The 15,626-nt window shown below is 71.7% G+C and carries 14 protein-coding genes; 4 read left to right on the forward strand and 10 right to left on the reverse strand.

Annotation, left to right across the window (positions count from 1 at the left end; translation table 11 throughout):
* Window positions 1-81: 81 nt before the first annotated feature.
* Window positions 82-2,328 (forward strand): terpene synthase family protein, encoded by a 2,247-nt coding sequence (locus OG766_RS01360; RefSeq protein ID WP_328724328.1) that lies wholly within the window; start codon window positions 82-84, stop codon window positions 2,326-2,328.
* A 157-nt stretch (window positions 2,329-2,485) separates the two neighbouring features.
* Here OG766_RS01360 and OG766_RS01365 read toward each other — a convergent pair whose 3' ends face one another.
* The 7 genes from OG766_RS01365 to OG766_RS01395 all read right to left on the reverse strand — a co-directional run bounded on the left by OG766_RS01365 (window position 2,486) and on the right by OG766_RS01395 (window position 8,363).
* On the reverse strand, window positions 2,486-2,986 hold the full coding sequence (locus OG766_RS01365; protein ID WP_266377501.1) for a hypothetical protein: 501 nt from the start codon (window positions 2,984-2,986) through the stop codon (window positions 2,486-2,488).
* A gap of 366 nt (window positions 2,987-3,352) precedes the next feature.
* Window positions 3,353-3,748 carry an ACT domain-containing protein gene (locus OG766_RS01370; RefSeq protein ID WP_266377497.1) on the reverse strand — a complete coding sequence of 132 codons (396 nt, stop codon included), beginning with the start codon at window positions 3,746-3,748 and terminating at the stop codon, window positions 3,353-3,355.
* Between the two features lie 137 nt (window positions 3,749-3,885).
* Window positions 3,886-4,128: a DUF397 domain-containing protein gene (locus OG766_RS01375; RefSeq protein WP_266377494.1), complete on the reverse strand. Its 243-nt coding sequence runs from the start codon at window positions 4,126-4,128 to the stop codon at window positions 3,886-3,888.
* 89 nt (window positions 4,129-4,217) lie between these two features.
* Window positions 4,218-5,387: a thiolase domain-containing protein gene (locus OG766_RS01380; protein ID WP_266377492.1), complete on the reverse strand. Its 1,170-nt coding sequence runs from the start codon at window positions 5,385-5,387 to the stop codon at window positions 4,218-4,220.
* Complete coding sequence (locus OG766_RS01385) at window positions 5,377-6,429, reverse strand: thiolase domain-containing protein (protein WP_328724329.1); 1,053 nt, start codon at window positions 6,427-6,429, stop codon at window positions 5,377-5,379. The genes OG766_RS01380 and OG766_RS01385 overlap by 11 nt, the downstream gene beginning before the upstream one ends.
* A 2-nt stretch (window positions 6,430-6,431) precedes the next feature.
* The gene (locus OG766_RS01390) at window positions 6,432-7,400 is read right to left on the reverse strand and encodes a Zn-ribbon domain-containing OB-fold protein (protein ID WP_328724330.1); all 969 of its coding nucleotides are present in this window, start codon (window positions 7,398-7,400) and stop codon (window positions 6,432-6,434) included.
* Window positions 7,401-7,562: 162 nt separating this feature from the next.
* Complete coding sequence (locus tag OG766_RS01395) at window positions 7,563-8,363, reverse strand: crotonase/enoyl-CoA hydratase family protein (protein WP_266377485.1); 801 nt, start codon at window positions 8,361-8,363, stop codon at window positions 7,563-7,565.
* A gap of 176 nt (window positions 8,364-8,539) precedes the next feature.
* On the opposite strand from OG766_RS01395, the gene OG766_RS01400 reads away from it, so the two are divergent.
* The 3 genes from OG766_RS01400 to OG766_RS01410 all read left to right on the forward strand — a co-directional run bounded on the left by OG766_RS01400 (window position 8,540) and on the right by OG766_RS01410 (window position 12,514).
* The gene (locus OG766_RS01400; protein WP_328724331.1) at window positions 8,540-10,183 is read left to right on the forward strand and encodes an acyl-CoA synthetase; all 1,644 of its coding nucleotides are present in this window, start codon (window positions 8,540-8,542) and stop codon (window positions 10,181-10,183) included.
* Between the two features lie 106 nt (window positions 10,184-10,289).
* A complete protein-coding gene (locus tag OG766_RS01405; protein ID WP_443045437.1) occupies window positions 10,290-11,600 on the forward strand; it encodes a pyridoxal phosphate-dependent aminotransferase in 1,311 nt (436 codons plus the stop codon).
* 80 nt (window positions 11,601-11,680) lie between these two features.
* Window positions 11,681-12,514 carry a GNAT family N-acetyltransferase gene (locus OG766_RS01410; RefSeq protein WP_266377478.1) on the forward strand — a complete coding sequence of 278 codons (834 nt, stop codon included), beginning with the start codon at window positions 11,681-11,683 and terminating at the stop codon, window positions 12,512-12,514.
* 20 nt (window positions 12,515-12,534) lie between these two features.
* Here the strand turns inward: OG766_RS01410 and OG766_RS01415 are convergent, their stop codons facing one another.
* The 3 genes from OG766_RS01415 to OG766_RS01425 form a co-directional block, all read right to left on the reverse strand.
* Window positions 12,535-13,392, reverse strand: a complete 858-nt coding sequence (locus tag OG766_RS01415; RefSeq protein ID WP_266377475.1) for a hypothetical protein — start codon at window positions 13,390-13,392, stop codon at window positions 12,535-12,537.
* A gap of 92 nt (window positions 13,393-13,484) precedes the next feature.
* A complete protein-coding gene (locus OG766_RS01420; protein ID WP_266377472.1) occupies window positions 13,485-14,399 on the reverse strand; it encodes a LysR family transcriptional regulator in 915 nt (304 codons plus the stop codon).
* Complete coding sequence (locus tag OG766_RS01425) at window positions 14,396-15,595, reverse strand: glycine C-acetyltransferase (protein ID WP_266377469.1); 1,200 nt, start codon at window positions 15,593-15,595, stop codon at window positions 14,396-14,398. The genes OG766_RS01420 and OG766_RS01425 overlap by 4 nt, the downstream gene beginning before the upstream one ends.
* Between the last annotated feature and the right edge of the window lie 31 nt (window positions 15,596-15,626).

The following is a 15,626-nucleotide window of genomic DNA, read 5'->3' on the forward strand; positions in this document are numbered from 1 at the left end:
TGGGCGACGGGTAGGGCTGGCCCGTACGCCGACCGGTCCGCGCGGCTCGCGCGCGGACGCTCACCGAAAGGCCGGGCACGCATGGCACAGCCCTTCCACCTGCCGGATTTCTATGTTCCGTATCCGGCACGGCTCAATCCGCATGTCGATGTGGCACGGCAGCACACCCGGGAGTGGGCGCACCGCATGGGCATGCTGGAGGGGTCGGGGATCTGGGAGCTGGAGGATCTCGACGCGCACGACTACGCCCTGTTGTGCGCGTACACCCACCCGGACTGTTCGGCGGAGGCGCTGTCGCTGGTCACGGACTGGTACGTGTGGGTGTTCTTCTTCGACGACCACTTCCTGGAGGTTTTCAAACGCAGCGGCGACACGGCGGGCGGCAAGGCGTATCTGGACCGGCTCCCGGCGTTCATGCCGAGGGATCCGGCACAGGGCACCCCGGAGCCGGAGAACCAGGTGGAGGCGGGTCTCGCCGATCTGTGGGCCCGGACGGTGCCGAGCATGTCGGCGGCGTGGCGGGCCCGGTTCTCCGAGGCGACGGAGCATCTGCTGAACGAGTCGCTGTGGGAGCTCCACAACATCAACGAGGGGCGGATCGCCAACCCCGTCGAGTACATCGAGATGCGCCGCAAGGTGGGCGGCGCGCCGTGGTCGGCGGGGCTCGTGGAGTACGCGGCGGGGGCGGAGGTCCCGGCGGCGGTGGCCGGCTCGCGGCCGATGCGGGTGCTGCGGGACGCGTTCTCCGATGCCGTGCATCTGCGCAACGACCTGTTCTCGTACGAGCGTGAGGTCACCGACGAGGGCGAGAACAGCAACGGCGTGCTGGTGCTGGAGAAGTTCCTCGGCTGTACGACACAGGAGGCGGCCGAGGCGGTCAACGACCTGCTGACGTCCCGGCTGCAGCAGTTCGAGAACACCGCGCTGACCGAGGTGCCGGCGCTCTGTGTGGAGAACGGACTGGATCCGGCGGAGTGCGCGGCGATCGCCGCGTACACGAAGGGACTCCAGGACTGGCAGTCCGGCGGCCATGAGTGGCATCTGCGCTCCAGCCGCTATATGAACGAGGGTGCGGTGAGCGGGCCTTCGCTGTTCGGCGGAGTGCTCGGCACGTCGGCCCTGGACGTCAGGACGCTGTTCGGCCGCCCCGCCGCGGCACGGCTGCACGGCCTCACCCACGTCCCCCACCGGCCGACCGGCCCGTCGCTGCTGCCCGAGTTCGACTGCCCCTTCCCACTGACGGTCAGTCCGCATCACGAGGACGCCAGGAGGAAGTCGATCGCGTGGGCCGAGCGGATGGGGCTGCTCGGGGACATCTGGGACGAGCCCATGCTCGCCGGTTTCGACTTCGCGCTCTGCTCGGCGGGCCTCGATCCGGACGCGACGCCCGAGGAGCTGGAGCTGAGCGCGGAGTGGCTGACCTGGGGGACGTACGGGGACGACTACTACCCGCTCGTGTTCGGCCGCCCACGCAACCTCCTCGGTGCGAAGGCGTGCACCGACCGGCTCATGGCGTGTCTGCCGCTGGAGGACCCGGCGGCCGGCGCGGCGGCCGCGGTCAGCCCCATGGAGCGGGCTCTCGCCGATCTGTGGGCACGGACTGCCGGGCCGATGGGCCCCGAGTCACGGGCGGAGCTGCGGCGCGCCCTCGACGTGATGCTCGAGAGCTGGCTGTGGGAACTGCACAACCAGGCGCAGCACCGGGTGCCCGATCCCGTCGACTACATGGAGATGCGGCGTCTGACCTTCGGCTCGGACCTCACGATGATGCTGTGCCGACTGCGCCGCGAGGGGGAACTGCCTCCGGAGATCTACCGGACCGGGACGGTGCGGAGCCTGGAGGGCTCCGCGTCGGACTACGCCGTGCTGATCAACGATCTCTTCTCCTACCAGAAGGAGATCGAGGTCGAGGGGGAGGTGCACAACGCCGTCCTGGTGGTGCAGAACTTCTTCGGCTGCGACTACGCGGCGGCGGTCGCGATCGTCGACGACCTGATGCGCTCACGCCTGCGCCAGTTCCAGCACCTCAAGGAGCGTGAACTGCCGCTGCTGTACGAGCAGTTCGGCCTGGATGCGCGTGGCAGGGCGGCTCTCGACGCGTATGTGCGCGAGCTGGAGGACTGGATCGCGGGCATCCTGAACTGGCACCGGAGCATCCGCCGGTACGGACCGGACGACGTGCACGCGGGCGCGGGCTCGCCCCTGCGGCTCGCCGGACCGACCGCGCTCGGGATGTCCGCGGCGAGGATCGTGGACCGGTTCCGCACCGACGCGGGTGCGGGTTCGGGCGCCTGTGCGGGTGCGAGTGCGGGCGCCGTACGGCTCTAGGCTAGGACGGGCCCCGGTCCGGCCGGACGACACCTCGGTCGTCGATGACGTACCGCTGTCCGGCGCGCACCTTGAAGGGCGGGCCGTGGATCTCGATCGTGTCGTGCCGGCTCTACAGGAGTGGACCGGGAGTGCGGTGGTGGGTGGGACGGGCCGGTCAGCCTTGCTGGAAGAGTTCCGCGGGCAGCGGCTTCAGCAGTGCGTACAGGTCGTCGGTGATCGGCCGGTCCCAGCTGGCGATGGTGACGAGGACGTTGTCGCTGCGGTCGAACTGCACGCAGGAGATCCGGCCTTCGGAGAGCTTGATCCTGCGCACGATCAGCAGGTTGTCGCCCTGCATCACGGGGACGTCCTCGGTGCCGACGACCGTGACCTCCTCGTCGTTGTCCAGCGCCGCGAGCAGCTGGGCGACCTCGAAGGGGGCCTGGCCCTCGCCGAGCTCCCGGGCCGGCGAACCCTCCGGCAGATTGCCGATGATCATCGCGGGGCCGCGTCCGCCGAACAGGTCGTAGCGCAGGAACACGCCCTGGCAGCTCCCGTCGGGTGCGGGCAGCAGCCCGGCGCCCAGATTGCCCGGCCAGTCCCCCGGGTCCATGGCCAGGACGTCGAAGTCCGGGCCCGCGGGAGTGGCGGCGCTGCGGCGGCGGAGGAAGGACATGCCGCCATGGTACGTGGCCGGGTCCCCCTGACGCCGACCGGGCGCCCCCTGCGCGCGGCAGGTCGGAGGCGTCGCGGGCGGCCCGCGTGTCGCCCCTGTGCGGGGCCCTCGCGGCCGGGCGCGTCAGCGCGGGTGGGCGGCCAGGTCGTGTCTGACAAATAGCGCCGTCCGCCCGCAGGGCGGGGCGTGCGGCGTCCGGTGCGTGCAATCGCAAGGCGGTGGGGGTGCCCCCGCCGAAGGCTGGGGGAGATCATCCTCGTACTGGACGTACTTGGATGACTCCGACAACGCAGCGTGGGGGCACCTCCCGTGCCCGAAGGGCTACGGGGGAGTGCGTGCCGGGCGTCGCGCGCCAGGCGGGATTTGTCAGACACGGCCTAGTTCCCTCAGCAGGGTGACGGCCTCCTCGGCACGCTCGTACGGCACGAACAGGTGATCGTGGTGGAGGCCCGCGACGACGTTGCAGCTCAGGCCCGCGTCGGCGAGCGCGGTGGCGACGGCGGCGGTCAGTCCGACGGCGTCCAGCGCGGAGTGCACGCGCAGGGTGATCCAGCCCGCGACATAGTCGTACGACAGCCCGGCGGCGTCGGCCAGCTCCTGGCGTACGACGAGGGTCAGGCCCTCGGCCTCGGCCACGGTGACGACGGGCGCGAGACCGGGTGGCGGTGTGGGGCCGGGGACGGTGGTGAAGACATGGCGGCCGGGGTTGAGTTCGGGCCGCATGGTGGTCAGGAGGCGGTGGAGATCGCGCTCTGCACTCATGATCCGCAGCCTAGATCACCGGCCGGGGCCCGATGTGGGCCATGAATGAAGGCGGCACGCGCGTGTCGCCCTTCGATTCGCCGGGTGCATCGGCGTGGCGGCCCGCCCGTCGGAGGGCCGCCCTCAGGGCCACCGTCTCAGGTGAGGTCGAACTCCCCCTCCCGGGCGTTGACTACGAAGGCACGCCATTCGGCCGGGGTGAAGATCAGTGACGGGCTCTCGGGACGGCCGCCGTTCCTCATCGCGATGAAGCCCTCGACGAAGGCGATCTGAACGTCGCCCGCTCCTTGGCTGCCCGACCGCCACTCCGCCTGGCTGAGGTCGAGGTCCGGCTTGTCCCAGCCCGTAAGCGGCTGGCCCGTGGTGATGGTCTCGGCCACGTCCGTACTCCTCCCGGTTCGTCGTCCGGGGCTCAGACTAGCGATCGGCCCCCGTCGCGGACAGGCCGCGACGGGAGAGGACCCGCCGCTCAGTTCGACGGCGGCTCCGCGCCGACCAGCCACATGGAGAAGAACTGCGAGCCGCCCCCATAGGCGTGGCCGAGGGCCTTGCGCGCGCCGTCCACCTGGTGCTCGCCCGCCTGCCCGCGCACCTGGAGCGCCGCCTCGGCGAAGCGGATCATCCCCGAGGCCCCGATGGGGTTGGTGGACAGCACGCCGCCCGACGGATTGACGGGCAGATCCCCGTCCAGTTCCGTGGCGCCGGACTCGGTCAGCTTCCAGCCCTCGCCCTCCGCCGCGAAGCCCAGGTTCTCCAGCCACATCGGCTCGTACCAGGAGAACGGCACGTACATCTCGACGGCGTCGATCTCACGGCGCGGATCGGCGATGCCGGCCTGCCGGTAGACGTCGGCCGCGCAGTCCTTGCCGGCCTGCGGCGACACGAAGTCCTTCCCGGCGAAGAGCGTGGGCTCGCTCCGCATCGCGCCGCCGTGCACCCAGGCCGGCGGTCGCGGTGAACGGGCCGCACCGGCCCGGTCGGTGAGGATCATCGCGCAGGCACCGTCGGAGGACGGGCAGGTCTCGGAGTAGCGGATCGGGTCCCACAGCATCGGCGAGGACTGCACCTTCTCCAGGGTGATGCCGTGCTCGTGCAGATGGGCGTAGGGGTTCTTCAGCGCGTTGCGCCGGTCCTTGTAGGCGACGAGGGAACCGACGGTGTCGGGTGCGCCGCTGCGGCGCATGTAGGCGCGCACGTGCGGGGCGAAGAAGCCGCCCGCGCCCGCCAGGAGCGGCTGCTGGAACGGAATGGGCAGCGACAGGCCCCACATCGCGTTCGATTCGGACTGCTTCTCGAAGGCGAGGGTCAGCACGGTCCGGTGGACGCGGGCCGCGACGAGGTTGGAGGCGACGAGCGCGGTCGAACCGCCGACCGAGCCCGCCGTGTGGACCCGGAGCATCGGCTTGCCGACGGCGCCGAGCGCGTCGGCGAGGTACAGCTCCGGCATCATCAGACCCTCGAAGAAGTCCGGGGCCTTGCCGATGACGACGGCGTCGATGTCCGCCCAGGTGAGCTGGGCGTCGTCGAGGGCGCGCCGCGCGGCTTCGCGGACCAGTCCCGCGATGGACACGTCATGGCGGGCCGCGACGTGCTCGGTCTGGCCGACGCCGACGACGGCCACGGGTTCCTTAACCGACATGCGGCTCTCCTTCGAGGACGGCGACCAGGTTCTGCTGCAGGCAGGGGCCGGACGTGGCGTGGGCGAGGGCCCGCTCGGACTCACCGCGGTGGACGGCGGCGGCGGCCTCGCCGAGGCGGATGAGGCCGGCGGCCATGACGGGGTTGGCGGCGAGGGCTCCGCCGGACGGATTGACCCTCACCCTCTCGTCGAGGTCGAGGGCCTTGCGGAGCACGACCTCCTGGGACGTGAAGGGGGCGTGCAGCTCGGCGGTGTCCACCGGCCGCTCGAAGGCCCCGGCCCGTTCGGCCGCGAGCCGGGTCGAGGGCGAGTCGGTGAGATCGCGCACGCCGAGGCTGTGGGCCTCGATGCGGTGGTCCATGCCGCGGATCCAGGCGGGTCGTTCGCACAGCTCGCGGGCCTTGTCCCCGGCGGCGAGGACGACGCCGGCCGCGCCGTCACCGATGGGCGGGCAGTCGCCGGTGCGCAGCGGCCGTACGAGGTACTCGCCCTGGTCGCGGGGCCCGCGCAGCTGGGCGTGCGGATTGCCGGCCGCGTCGCTACGGCTGCGGGCGGCGATCGCGGCCAGGGCCGGCTCGTCGGCCTCCCCGGCGTCGATCAGCGCCTGGGCCTGGAGGGCGGCGAGTGCGACGGAGTCGGGCCACAGCGGGGCGAGGTAGTACGGGTCCAGCTGGCGGGTCAGCACATCGCGGACCGGACCGGGCGAGGACTTGCCGTAGGAGTAGACGAGCGCGGTGTCCGCCTCGCCGGTGAGGAGCTTCACCCACGCCTCGTAGAGCGCCCAGGCACCGTCCATCTCGACATGCGACTCGGAGATGGGCGGCCAGGCGCCGACTCCGTCGAGCGCCATGGTGAAGGAGAAGGCACGGCCGGCGAGATAGTCGGAGGAACCGGAGCAGGTGAATCCGATGTCCCCGGTCCGCAGCCCGGTCTGTTCGAGGACCTCGTGCAGCACCGGCATCAGCATCTCGACCTCCGAGAGCTCCTCGGTGCTGCGCCGGTGGTCGGTCTGGGAGAAGGCGACGATCGCGACGTCTCGCATGGCTACAGCAGCTCCTTGTAGGTGTCGTAGTCCGCGTCGGGTTCGCCGGTGGGCCGGTAGTGGTCCGGGTGCCGGCCTCCCTCGGACCACACCGGTTCCACGCGCAGGCCCATGCGCACCTGGTCGTAGGGGATTCCGCCGATGCGGGCGTGGAGGGCGAGGTCGGCGCCGTCGAGGGCGATGTGCGCGTAGACGTACGGCACCTCGATGTCGAGGTTCTTCGCCTTGATGTTGACGATGCAGTACGTGGTGACCGTGCCGCGCGGACCGACCTCGACCTGCTCGGAGGTGGCGACGCCGCAGGTGGGGCAGGCGCCACGGGGCGGGACGTACACCTTGCGGCAGGACGGGCAGCGCTCCCCGGTGATCCGCTGCCCGGCGAGGGCGTTGATGAAGCGGGCCTGGGCACGGCCGGGCGTGTAGGTGTAGTCGAGGCGGGCCGGGGCGACGACGCGGGTGACGGGGTCGGCGAACTCCCCGCTGTGATGGGGGGCGCCGTCGTGGTCGGGACCGGCGGCGCCGTCGTGCGGTTCGAAGCACGCGATGTCGGTGATCGCTCCGGTGCGCTCGGCGGCCCAGCGGACCCGGACGCGCATTCCGGTGCGTACGGCGTCGGGTCCCGGCGCGTCGAGGGCGTGGAGGAGGGCGGTGTCGGCGCCGTCGAGCCTCACCATCACCCAGGCGAAGGGGGTGGTGAGGGGCTGGGCGGGACGCGGCTCGGGGTTCCAGGCCCAGGTGGTGACGGTGCCGGTAGCCTCGACCTCGACGAGGTCGCGTATCTCCTCCGCGGTCTCGGGGTCGTACTCGACGGGCGGGACGAGGACCCGGCCACCGGAGGTCTTCACACCGAGGACGGTGCGCTCACGCAGTCCGGTGAGGAAGGCGGACTGGACGGGGCCGAGGGAGCGGGTGAAGGGGAACTCGACGACGAGGGGTGCGCGGAGCACCTCCGGTGCGGGTGTGGACGGCATGCTGGGGCTCCTTGGTCTGGGGACGGGTGAGGTGCGTGGGCCGCCGCGCAGGGCGTTCTCCCCTCCGCGCCGCCTGCGCCCTGCGACGCGGGGACCCCCACTTCCCGCCGGGAGCCCGCCACCGGACCCCGGCACGCTCTGAGGGAGGCGGGGAGGGGCAGTTCACGCCCGCCGGTACACGGGATCGCGTTTCTCCGCGAACGCGCGGGCACCCTCCTTCGCGTCGGACGTGTCGAAGATCGGCCAGCCGCGTTTCAGCTCGGCCGCGAGGCCCTCCGTCTCCGTCATCTCAGCGGTCTCGTACACGGACGCCTTCACCGCTTCCACCGCGAGCGGACCGCACGCGTTGATCTGCTCGGCGATGGCGAGGGCCTTCTCCAGCGCGGTGCCGTCGGGGACGACATGGCCGACGAGCCCGATGCGTTCGGCTTCGGCGGCCGTGTAGGGGCGGCCGGTGAGGAGCATCTCGAGGGCGTGGGTGCGGGGGATCTGACGCTGGAGCCGTACGGTCGAGCCGCCGATCGGGAAGAGGCCGCGCTTGACCTCGAACAGTCCGAACGTGGCGCTCTCGCCCGCGACCCGGATGTCCGTACCCTGGAGGATCTCGGTGCCTCCTGCGACGCAGTACCCCTCGACCGCGGCGATGACGGGTTTGCGCGGGCGGTGGTGCCGCAGCATCGCCTTCCAGTGCAGATCGGGGTCGGCCTTCAGCCGGTCCCGGTACTGCTCGCCCTCCATTCCCCTTCCCGCCAGGGCCTTGAGGTCCATGCCCGCACAGAACGCGCCGCCGGCTCCGGTGAGGACGACGGAGCGGATGCCGTCGTCCTCGTCGGCCTGCACCCACCCGTCGTGCAGCCCGACCAGCATCGGCAGCGACAGCGCGTTCTTCGCCTCGGGCCTGTTCAAGGTGAGCACCAGCGTGGCGCCCTCGCGCTGCACGGTGAGGTGTTCCGTACCCGCCATGACCGTCCTCCCGTCTCAAGACCTAGAACAGGTTGCAGGAGCCCGGGGTCCAGTTCAATAGTTTTCTGACAGTCAGTCAGATTTCTTCTGCGGGACCCCTTCCCAGTTGCGAGCGGCGGCGCTCTAATGACCGCTCCGAGGCAGTTGCGCCGTACGGGCCGGGGTCAGGAGGAACGGTGGAGTACAACCTTGCCGACCTGTTCGAGTCGGTCGTCGACGTGGTCCCGGACCGCGAGGCGCTCGTGTACGTCGACCATCCCGGTACGGGCGCGGAGCGCCGGCTGACGTACGCGGAGCTGGACGCCGCCGCGAACCGGATCGCCCACCATCTGATCGACGCCGGGCTGCGGCCGGGCGAGCACCTCGGGCTGCACCTCTACAACGGCGTCGAGTACCTGCAGACGGTCCTCGGCTGTCTCAAGGCGCGCGTCGTCCCGGTCAATGTGAACTACCGCTATGTGGAGGAGGAGCTGGTCTACCTCTACCGCGACGCGGATCTCGCCGCTCTCGTCTTCGACGCCGAGTTCACGGAGCGGGTCGCGGCAGCGCTGCCGCAGACGGAGAAGCTCCGGCACCTCGTGCGGGTGGGAACGCCGGAGGAGGGCACGGCGGCCCTCGACTGCACGGAGTTCAGCGATGCCGAGGCGGCGGCTTCGCCGGAGCGCGGCTTCGTGCCCCGCTCGGCGGACGACCAGTTCATCATCTACACGGGCGGCACCACCGGGATGCCCAAGGGCGTGATGTGGCGCCAGGAGGACCTCTTCTTCGCCGGGCTCGGCGGTGGCGCGCCGACCGGTGAGCCGGTGAAGCGGCCGGAGGAGATCGCCGAGCGGGTCGCGGCCGGCGGCGACGGCATCACCTTCTTCCCCACTCCCCCGCTGATGCACGGGACGTCGACGCTCACCTCGTTCATCGGCTTCAACTTCGGCCAGCGGGTGGTGCTGCACCGCAAGTACGTGCCCGAGGAGGTGCTGCGGACGATCGAGCGGGAGCGGGTGACGTCGGTGTCGCTGGTGGGCGACGCGATGCTGCGGCCGCTGATCGACGCGCTCAACGGGCCGCTGAAGGGCGCGGACCTGTCCTCGATGTTCAGTGTGTCGTCGTCCGGCGCGATCATGTCCGAGACGGTGCGCGACCAGTTCAGGGCGCTGGCGCCGAACGTGATGCTGCTGGACAACTTCGGCTCGTCGGAGTCCGGCTTCAACGGTACGGCGACGGACGACTCGGGGCAGGACAACGGGTTCCGGGTGCGCGTCAACGGCCGTACGCAGGTGGTCGATCCGGCCACGTTCGAGCCGGTCGCCGTCGGGGAGCCGGGCCGTATCGCCCAGCGTGGCCATGTGCCGCTCGGCTACTACAACGACCCGGTGAAGACCGCCGAGACGTTCTTCCGCAAGGGTGACGAGCGGTGGGTGCTGCTCGGCGACATGGCGACGGTCGACGAGGAGGGTGTCGTCACCGTCCTCGGCCGTGGCTCGCAGTGCATCAACACCGGCGGCGAGAAGGTCTATCCGGAGGAGGTCGAGCAGGCGCTCAAGGCCCATCCCGACGTGTACGACGCGCTGGTCGCGGGGGTCCCCGACGAGAAGTGGGGCAACCACGTGGCGGCCGTGGTACAGCTGCGGCAGGGCGCGGCGGCCCTCGATCTGGAGTCCGTGCAGGAGCACTGCCGGGCCCGGCTTGCCGGGTACAAGATCCCCCGGCAGCTGGTCATCGCACCGGCGATCCAGCGCTCGCCCAGCGGCAAGGCGGACTACCGGTGGGCGCGGTCGGTGGCGGCGGCGGACGACGGGGGTCAGGTCAGTACAGCCAGGACCTGACGGGCCCCGGTTCCGCGGAATGCGCCGGTCGCCAACTGTTGAGCACGATCGTGCGGATGTACGTATTCCCCGGCAGGCAGCAGCCAGCCACCTCCGGAGGAACCTCATGGCCGAAGCCGGCAGCAACGTCACCGCGCTGTTCCGTGCGTCGACGGCGCACAGCCCCTCGTACGCGGCGCTGAGCCGGGCGGGCGGGGACGCACAGGCGATCACCGACTTCTGCATCCCCTGCAACCCGTACTTCCCGACGCCCGAGATGTTCGAAGAGCTGGGCGGCCGGCTGCGGGACATCCTCACGTACTACCCGAGCAGCGCGGACACCATCACCACCGAGCTGTGTTCCGTCCTCGGGCTCAATCCGCAGACGGTCGCCATGGGGAACGGGTCCACCGAGCTGATCACCTGGATCGATCATCTGCTGGTGCGGGAGTCGCTGGCGGTGCCGGTGCCGACGTTCGGGCGGTGGACGGACCAGCCGATGGAGACGGGCAAGCGGGTCGACATGTTCCCGCTGCCGGAGTCCGCCGGCTTCGCCCTCGATCCGGCGTCGTTCGTGGACTTCGTCCGCTCGAGAGGGTCGCGTACGGCCGTCATCTGCAACCCGAACAACCCGGACGGCGGTCTGCTGCCGCGGCACGGCGTGCTCGCGCTCCTGGACCAGCTCCAGGATCTGGACCTGGTCGTCGTGGACGAGTCGTTCCTGGAGTTCGCTGACGCGGAGGCGGATTCCAGCGTCGTCGGCGAGGCCGTGCTGCGTCCCAACACGATCGTGCTGCGCAGTCTGGGCAAGAACTTCGGGTTGCACGGGGTGCGTTTCGGCTATCTCGTCGCCAATCCGGGACTCGCGGGGCGGGTGCGGGCGGCGTTGCCGAAGTGGAACCTCAACTCCTTCGCCGAGACCGTGGTGTTCATGCTGAAGGAGCACCGGCTGGAGTACGCGCACAGTCTGCGTCTGGTGCAGCGCGACCGGCAGGAGATGATCTGGCAGCTGAGCCGGCTGCCGGGGCTGACGGTGTACCCGTCGCAGGGCAACTTCCTGTACGTACGGCTGCCGGAGGGGGCCGACGGGGCGGTGCTTCGCGACCGGCTGCTGGAGGAGTACGGCGTGCTGGTGCGGGAGTGCGGCAACAAGATCGGCAGCTCCAGCCGGTATCTGCGGCTCGTGGTGCGGCCGCAGGCGGATGTGCAGCGGCTGGTGGCGGGGCTGGAGGAGACGCTGTACGCGACGCACCACGGCCCGGGCCGGAGCTACGGCCAGGGCCAGAACCAGAACCACGGCCAGAGTCAGGGCCAGGGCCAGGAGTACGACCGGATTCCGGCCCTCGAACCGGCCCGGAGTCCCGGGCCCATGCCGGCGTACGCGCTGCCGTACGGGTCCGGAACCGCGGCGGTGGACCGGCTCGTCAGGGGCGCGTGAGCCGCTCGGCGCCCGCTCGCTCGAGGCGTCCGCCGCGAAACTCCGTTGCCGCCGGTGCGGGCCGGTGGTGGAGTGGCCGGATGGATCACGATGCGGTGCTGGCCCTGTACGACCGGCAGATGCGGCGGGACGCCCCCGCGGACGGGCCGGGGGCACGGGTCGAGCGCGTGGGTGGCGTGGTGCGGCAGACCGCCGGTGACCACGGCTGGAACGGCGTCCTCTGGTCCGGCCTGGACGCGACGACGGCGGACGCGGCCATCACGGAGCAGGTGCGCCATTTCGCCTCGCGCGGCTGCGAGTTCGAGTGGAAGCTGTACGGGCATGACCGGCCCTTCGATCTCGCGGACCGGCTGCTCGCTGCCGGGCTCGTGCCGGAGCCCGCCGAGACGCTGCTGGTCGCGCCCACGGACGGGGTCGCGGCCGAGTCCGCGCACGGGCGTGCGGACGGCCGCCGGGACGGGCCGGAGCTGCCTACCGGTGTGGAGTTCCACCGGGTCACCGACGCCGCCGGCGTGGATCTCCTCGCCCGGGTCCACGAGGAGGCCTTCGGCACGGACTCCTCCCGGCTGAGGGCACAGCTGCTCGCACAGCTGACCGCCGGCCCGGACGGTCTCGTCGCCGTCGTCGCCATGGCCGGCGACGTGCCGGTGAGTTCGTCCCGACTGGAACTCCCGCCGGGACGACGTGACTTCGCGGGTCTGTGGGGCGGGGGCACGGTGCCGCGGTGGCGCGGCCGCGGCCTGTACCGCGCCTCGGTGGCCCACCGGGCCCGCATCGCGGCGGAACGCGGCTACCGCTACCTCCAGGTGGACGCGATGCCGTCGAGCCGGCCGATCCTGGAGCGCCTCGGCTTCACCGCGCTCAGCACGACGACTCCGTACGTCCACCGGCCGGGAGCACCGGGCCCGCACTGACGGCGGCGCGCCGCACCGGTTCAGCCGGCCGGCCGCAGCCAGCCGTGCACGCGGACCACCCCGGCGCCGAACCGCCGGTCCATGTCCCGCCGCAGCTCGTCGGTGGCGACGTAGGTCCTGATGCTCACGGCGTTGCCCACGACGTCGATGCTCGCGCCCAGGAGGTTGGGCACCGCCTTCACCACCCGCTCCCGCACCGTGCGCAGTTCGGCCTGCGAGCGCGCGGCGGTCGTCAGACAGAGGGCGCCGCCCCAGGTCTTGCGGATCTCGCGTTCGTGGCCGGCGAGGTCCCGGGTGAACCGCATGACGAGGACGGTGCCGCCGCCTTCGGTGTCGATCCAGCCGCCGGCGAACTCCTTGTCCTCCTCCGCCGAGCGAAGGGCACGCTCGTAGTCCTCGGCTCCCGCCTTCGAGGGGTCCACGGCCTCACGGTCCCCCGCCGCCGCACGGCACGGGCTCGTGAAGTCGGGTGCCTGGAAGTCGCCTTCGGGAACCTCGCGCGTGCCGGAACCGGAAGGGGAGAGCCGCGCGGGTTCGGTGAGCGTGAAGCGGCTGCCGTCCCAGGTGCCGACGAGGTCGTACGTGCCCCAGGTCGTTCCCTGCTGGGACTCCCGCTTGACCGCGCTCCACTTCCAGCCGACGACATCGGGGCCGCCGCACTGGGGCGGCAGGGACGTCCGGACCATCGAGCAGAGCTGCGGTCCGTGCGAGGCGCTCTCCAGGACGGTCGCCCGGACCTCGTAGCGCTGTGCGGAGGCGGAGGGCGATGTGGAGGCGGACGCCGACGGTGAGGGGGACGCCGTACTGCCGGGAGTCGCCTGCTGCCCGCAGGCGACGAGGAGGAGGAGTGCAGGAATCGCGACGATTCTCGGCTTCATGCTCGCTGCGACGGTTGATGGCACGGTTCGGTTCCCGCCAGATCTGGCCGGTTTCCGCCCTGGCGCCGGCCGGTGCGGCGGCGATGGCGGGATCAGTCCGTGGACAGTCCCGCCGCCGCCCCCGCCAGGGCGTCGAGGACCGGGCTGAGGAGCGGATGGGCCTCCGCGCCGCGGCGGACCGCCGCGAAGACGCGCCGGGTGGCGGCCGGCCCCGCGACGGGGAGGACGACGGTGTCCTTCAGCTCCATGCCGCGCAGCGCCGAGCGCGGGACGAGGGCCACTCCGGCGCCCGCACCGGCGAGGGCCACCACGGCGCGGAAGTCGTCGGAGGTGTGGGTCAGCCGGGGCTGGAAGCCCGCGAGTTCGCAGGCCAGCAGCATGACGTCGTGGCAGGGGTTGCCGGGGTTCTGGCCGATCCAGTCGCTGTCGGCCAGTTCGGCGAGCTCCACCCGGCTGCCGCCGGCGAGCGGGTGGCCGTGGTGCAGGACCGCGTCGAAGGGTTCCGCGTAGAGCGGGACACGGGCGAGTCGCCGGTCGTTCTCGCGGGGCGCCCCGCGGTACTCGACGGCGAGGGCCAGATCGGCCTCGCCGTCGAGGACCATCGGCAGGCTCTCGTCGCCCTCGGCGTCGCGGACGCGGACCCGGATGCCGGGGTGCTCGCCGGCCAGGCGTCCGATCGCGGGGGCGAGGACCTCGGCGATACCGGTCGCGAAGGCGGCGACCGTGACCTCGCCGGCCGCGCCGCCCGCGTAGGCGGCGAGCTCCGCCTCGGCCCGTTCCAGCTGCGAGAGCACCGCGTGCGCATGGGCGAGGAGGATCTCGCCGGCCGCGGTCAGCCGTACGCCGCGGCCGCTGCGGATGAGCAGGGTGTGGCCGGACTCCTGCTCCAGGGCGGCGAGCTGCTGGGAGACGGCGGAGGGGGTCAGATACAGCGCTGCGGCCGCGGCGGTCACCGTACGGTGGTCCGCCACGGCACGCAGTATGCGGAGCCTGCGGGGGTCGATCACCCGGCCATTGTCGCCCGGGCGTCGACGAACGCCGCCACCGCCCGCTCCACGTCCTCGCGGGAGTGCGCGGCGGAGAGCTGGACGCGGATGCGGGCCTTCCCCATCGGGACGACCGGGTACGAGAAGCCGATCACGTACACGCCCCGCTCCAGCAGCAGCTCGGCCATCCGGCCCGCCTCGGCCGCGTCGCCGATCATGACGGGCGCGATCGCGTGGTCGCCGGGCAGGATCTCGAAGCCCGCCTCGGTCATCTTCGTGCGGAAGAGGGCGGTGTTCGCGGCGAGCTTCTCCCGCAGGTCACCGGCGGACTCCAGCAGGTCGAGGACCGTGAGGGAGGCGGCGGCGATGACCGGGGCGAGGGAGTTCGAGAACAGGTACGGGCGGGACCGCTGGCGCAGCAGCTCCACGATCTCGGCGCGGGCGGCGACGTAGCCGCCGGAGGCGCCGCCGAGGGCCTTGCCGAGGGTGCCGGTGATGATGTCGACGCGGTCCATGACGCCGTGCAGCTCGGGGGTGCCGCGGCCGCCGGGGCCGACGAAGCCGACGGCGTGCGAGTCGTCGACCATGACCATGGCGTCGTAGCGGTCGGCGAGGTCGCAGATCTCGCGCAGGGGCGCCACGTAGCCGTCCATGGAGAAGACGCCGTCGGTGACGATGAGCTTGCGCCGGGCGCCGCCCTCGGTGGCCTCCTTGAGCCTGGTCTCCAGCTCGGCCATGTCCCGGTTGGCGTAGCGGAAGCGGGCCGCCTTGGAGAGGCGGATGCCGTCGATGATGCTGGCGTGGTTGAGGGAATCGGAGATGACGGCGTCCTCGGGTCCGAGGAGGGTCTCGAAGACTCCGCCGTTGGCGTCGAAGCAGGAGGAGTAGAGGATCGTGTCCTCCTGGCCGAGGAACGCGGAGAGGCGACGCTCCAGCTCCTTGTGGACCTCCTGGGTGCCGCAGATGAAGCGGACGGAGGCCATGCCGTAGCCCCAGCGGTCCAGGGCCTCCTTGCCCGCGGCGACGACGTCGGGGTGGTCGGCGAGGCCGAGGTAGTTGTTGGCGCAGAAGTTCAGCACGTCACCGGCCGCACCGCCGGAGGTGACGGCCACGGAGGCCGACTGGGGGGTGCCGATGACGCGCTCGGGCTTGTGCAGGCCGGCGGCGCGGATCTCGTCGAGGGTGGCGCGGAGGTCGTCGCGGACGGACGCGTACATGGGGTTCTCTCCCTTGAGGGGTGGCTGCGGG

The organism is Streptomyces sp. NBC_00259 (assembly GCF_036181745.1).
Taxonomy (GTDB): Bacteria; Actinomycetota; Actinomycetes; order Streptomycetales; family Streptomycetaceae; genus Streptomyces; species Streptomyces pratisoli.

Bases quoted from the DNA above. Each gene is read 5' to 3' on its own strand.
- OG766_RS01405 (WP_443045437.1), top strand. From the start codon at position 10,290: ATGGCCGAAGCCGGCAGCAACGTCACCGCGCTGTTCCGTGCGTCGACG.
- OG766_RS01365 (WP_266377501.1), bottom strand. From the start codon at position 2,986: ATGTCCTTCCTCCGCCGCCGCAGCGCCGCCACTCCCGCGGGCCCGGAC.
- OG766_RS01360 (WP_328724328.1), top strand. From the start codon at position 82: ATGGCACAGCCCTTCCACCTGCCGGATTTCTATGTTCCGTATCCGGCA.
- OG766_RS01370 (WP_266377497.1), bottom strand. From the start codon at position 3,748: ATGAGTGCAGAGCGCGATCTCCACCGCCTCCTGACCACCATGCGGCCC.
- OG766_RS01415 (WP_266377475.1), bottom strand. From the start codon at position 13,392: ATGAAGCCGAGAATCGTCGCGATTCCTGCACTCCTCCTCCTCGTCGCC.
- OG766_RS01385 (WP_328724329.1), bottom strand. From the start codon at position 6,429: ATGCGAGACGTCGCGATCGTCGCCTTCTCCCAGACCGACCACCGGCGC.
- OG766_RS01380 (WP_266377492.1), bottom strand. From the start codon at position 5,387: ATGTCGGTTAAGGAACCCGTGGCCGTCGTCGGCGTCGGCCAGACCGAG.
- OG766_RS01395 (WP_266377485.1), bottom strand. From the start codon at position 8,363: ATGGCGGGTACGGAACACCTCACCGTGCAGCGCGAGGGCGCCACGCTG.
- OG766_RS01390 (WP_328724330.1), bottom strand. From the start codon at position 7,400: ATGCCGTCCACACCCGCACCGGAGGTGCTCCGCGCACCCCTCGTCGTC.
- OG766_RS01425 (WP_266377469.1), bottom strand. From the start codon at position 15,595: ATGTACGCGTCCGTCCGCGACGACCTCCGCGCCACCCTCGACGAGATC.
- OG766_RS01410 (WP_266377478.1), top strand. From the start codon at position 11,681: ATGGATCACGATGCGGTGCTGGCCCTGTACGACCGGCAGATGCGGCGG.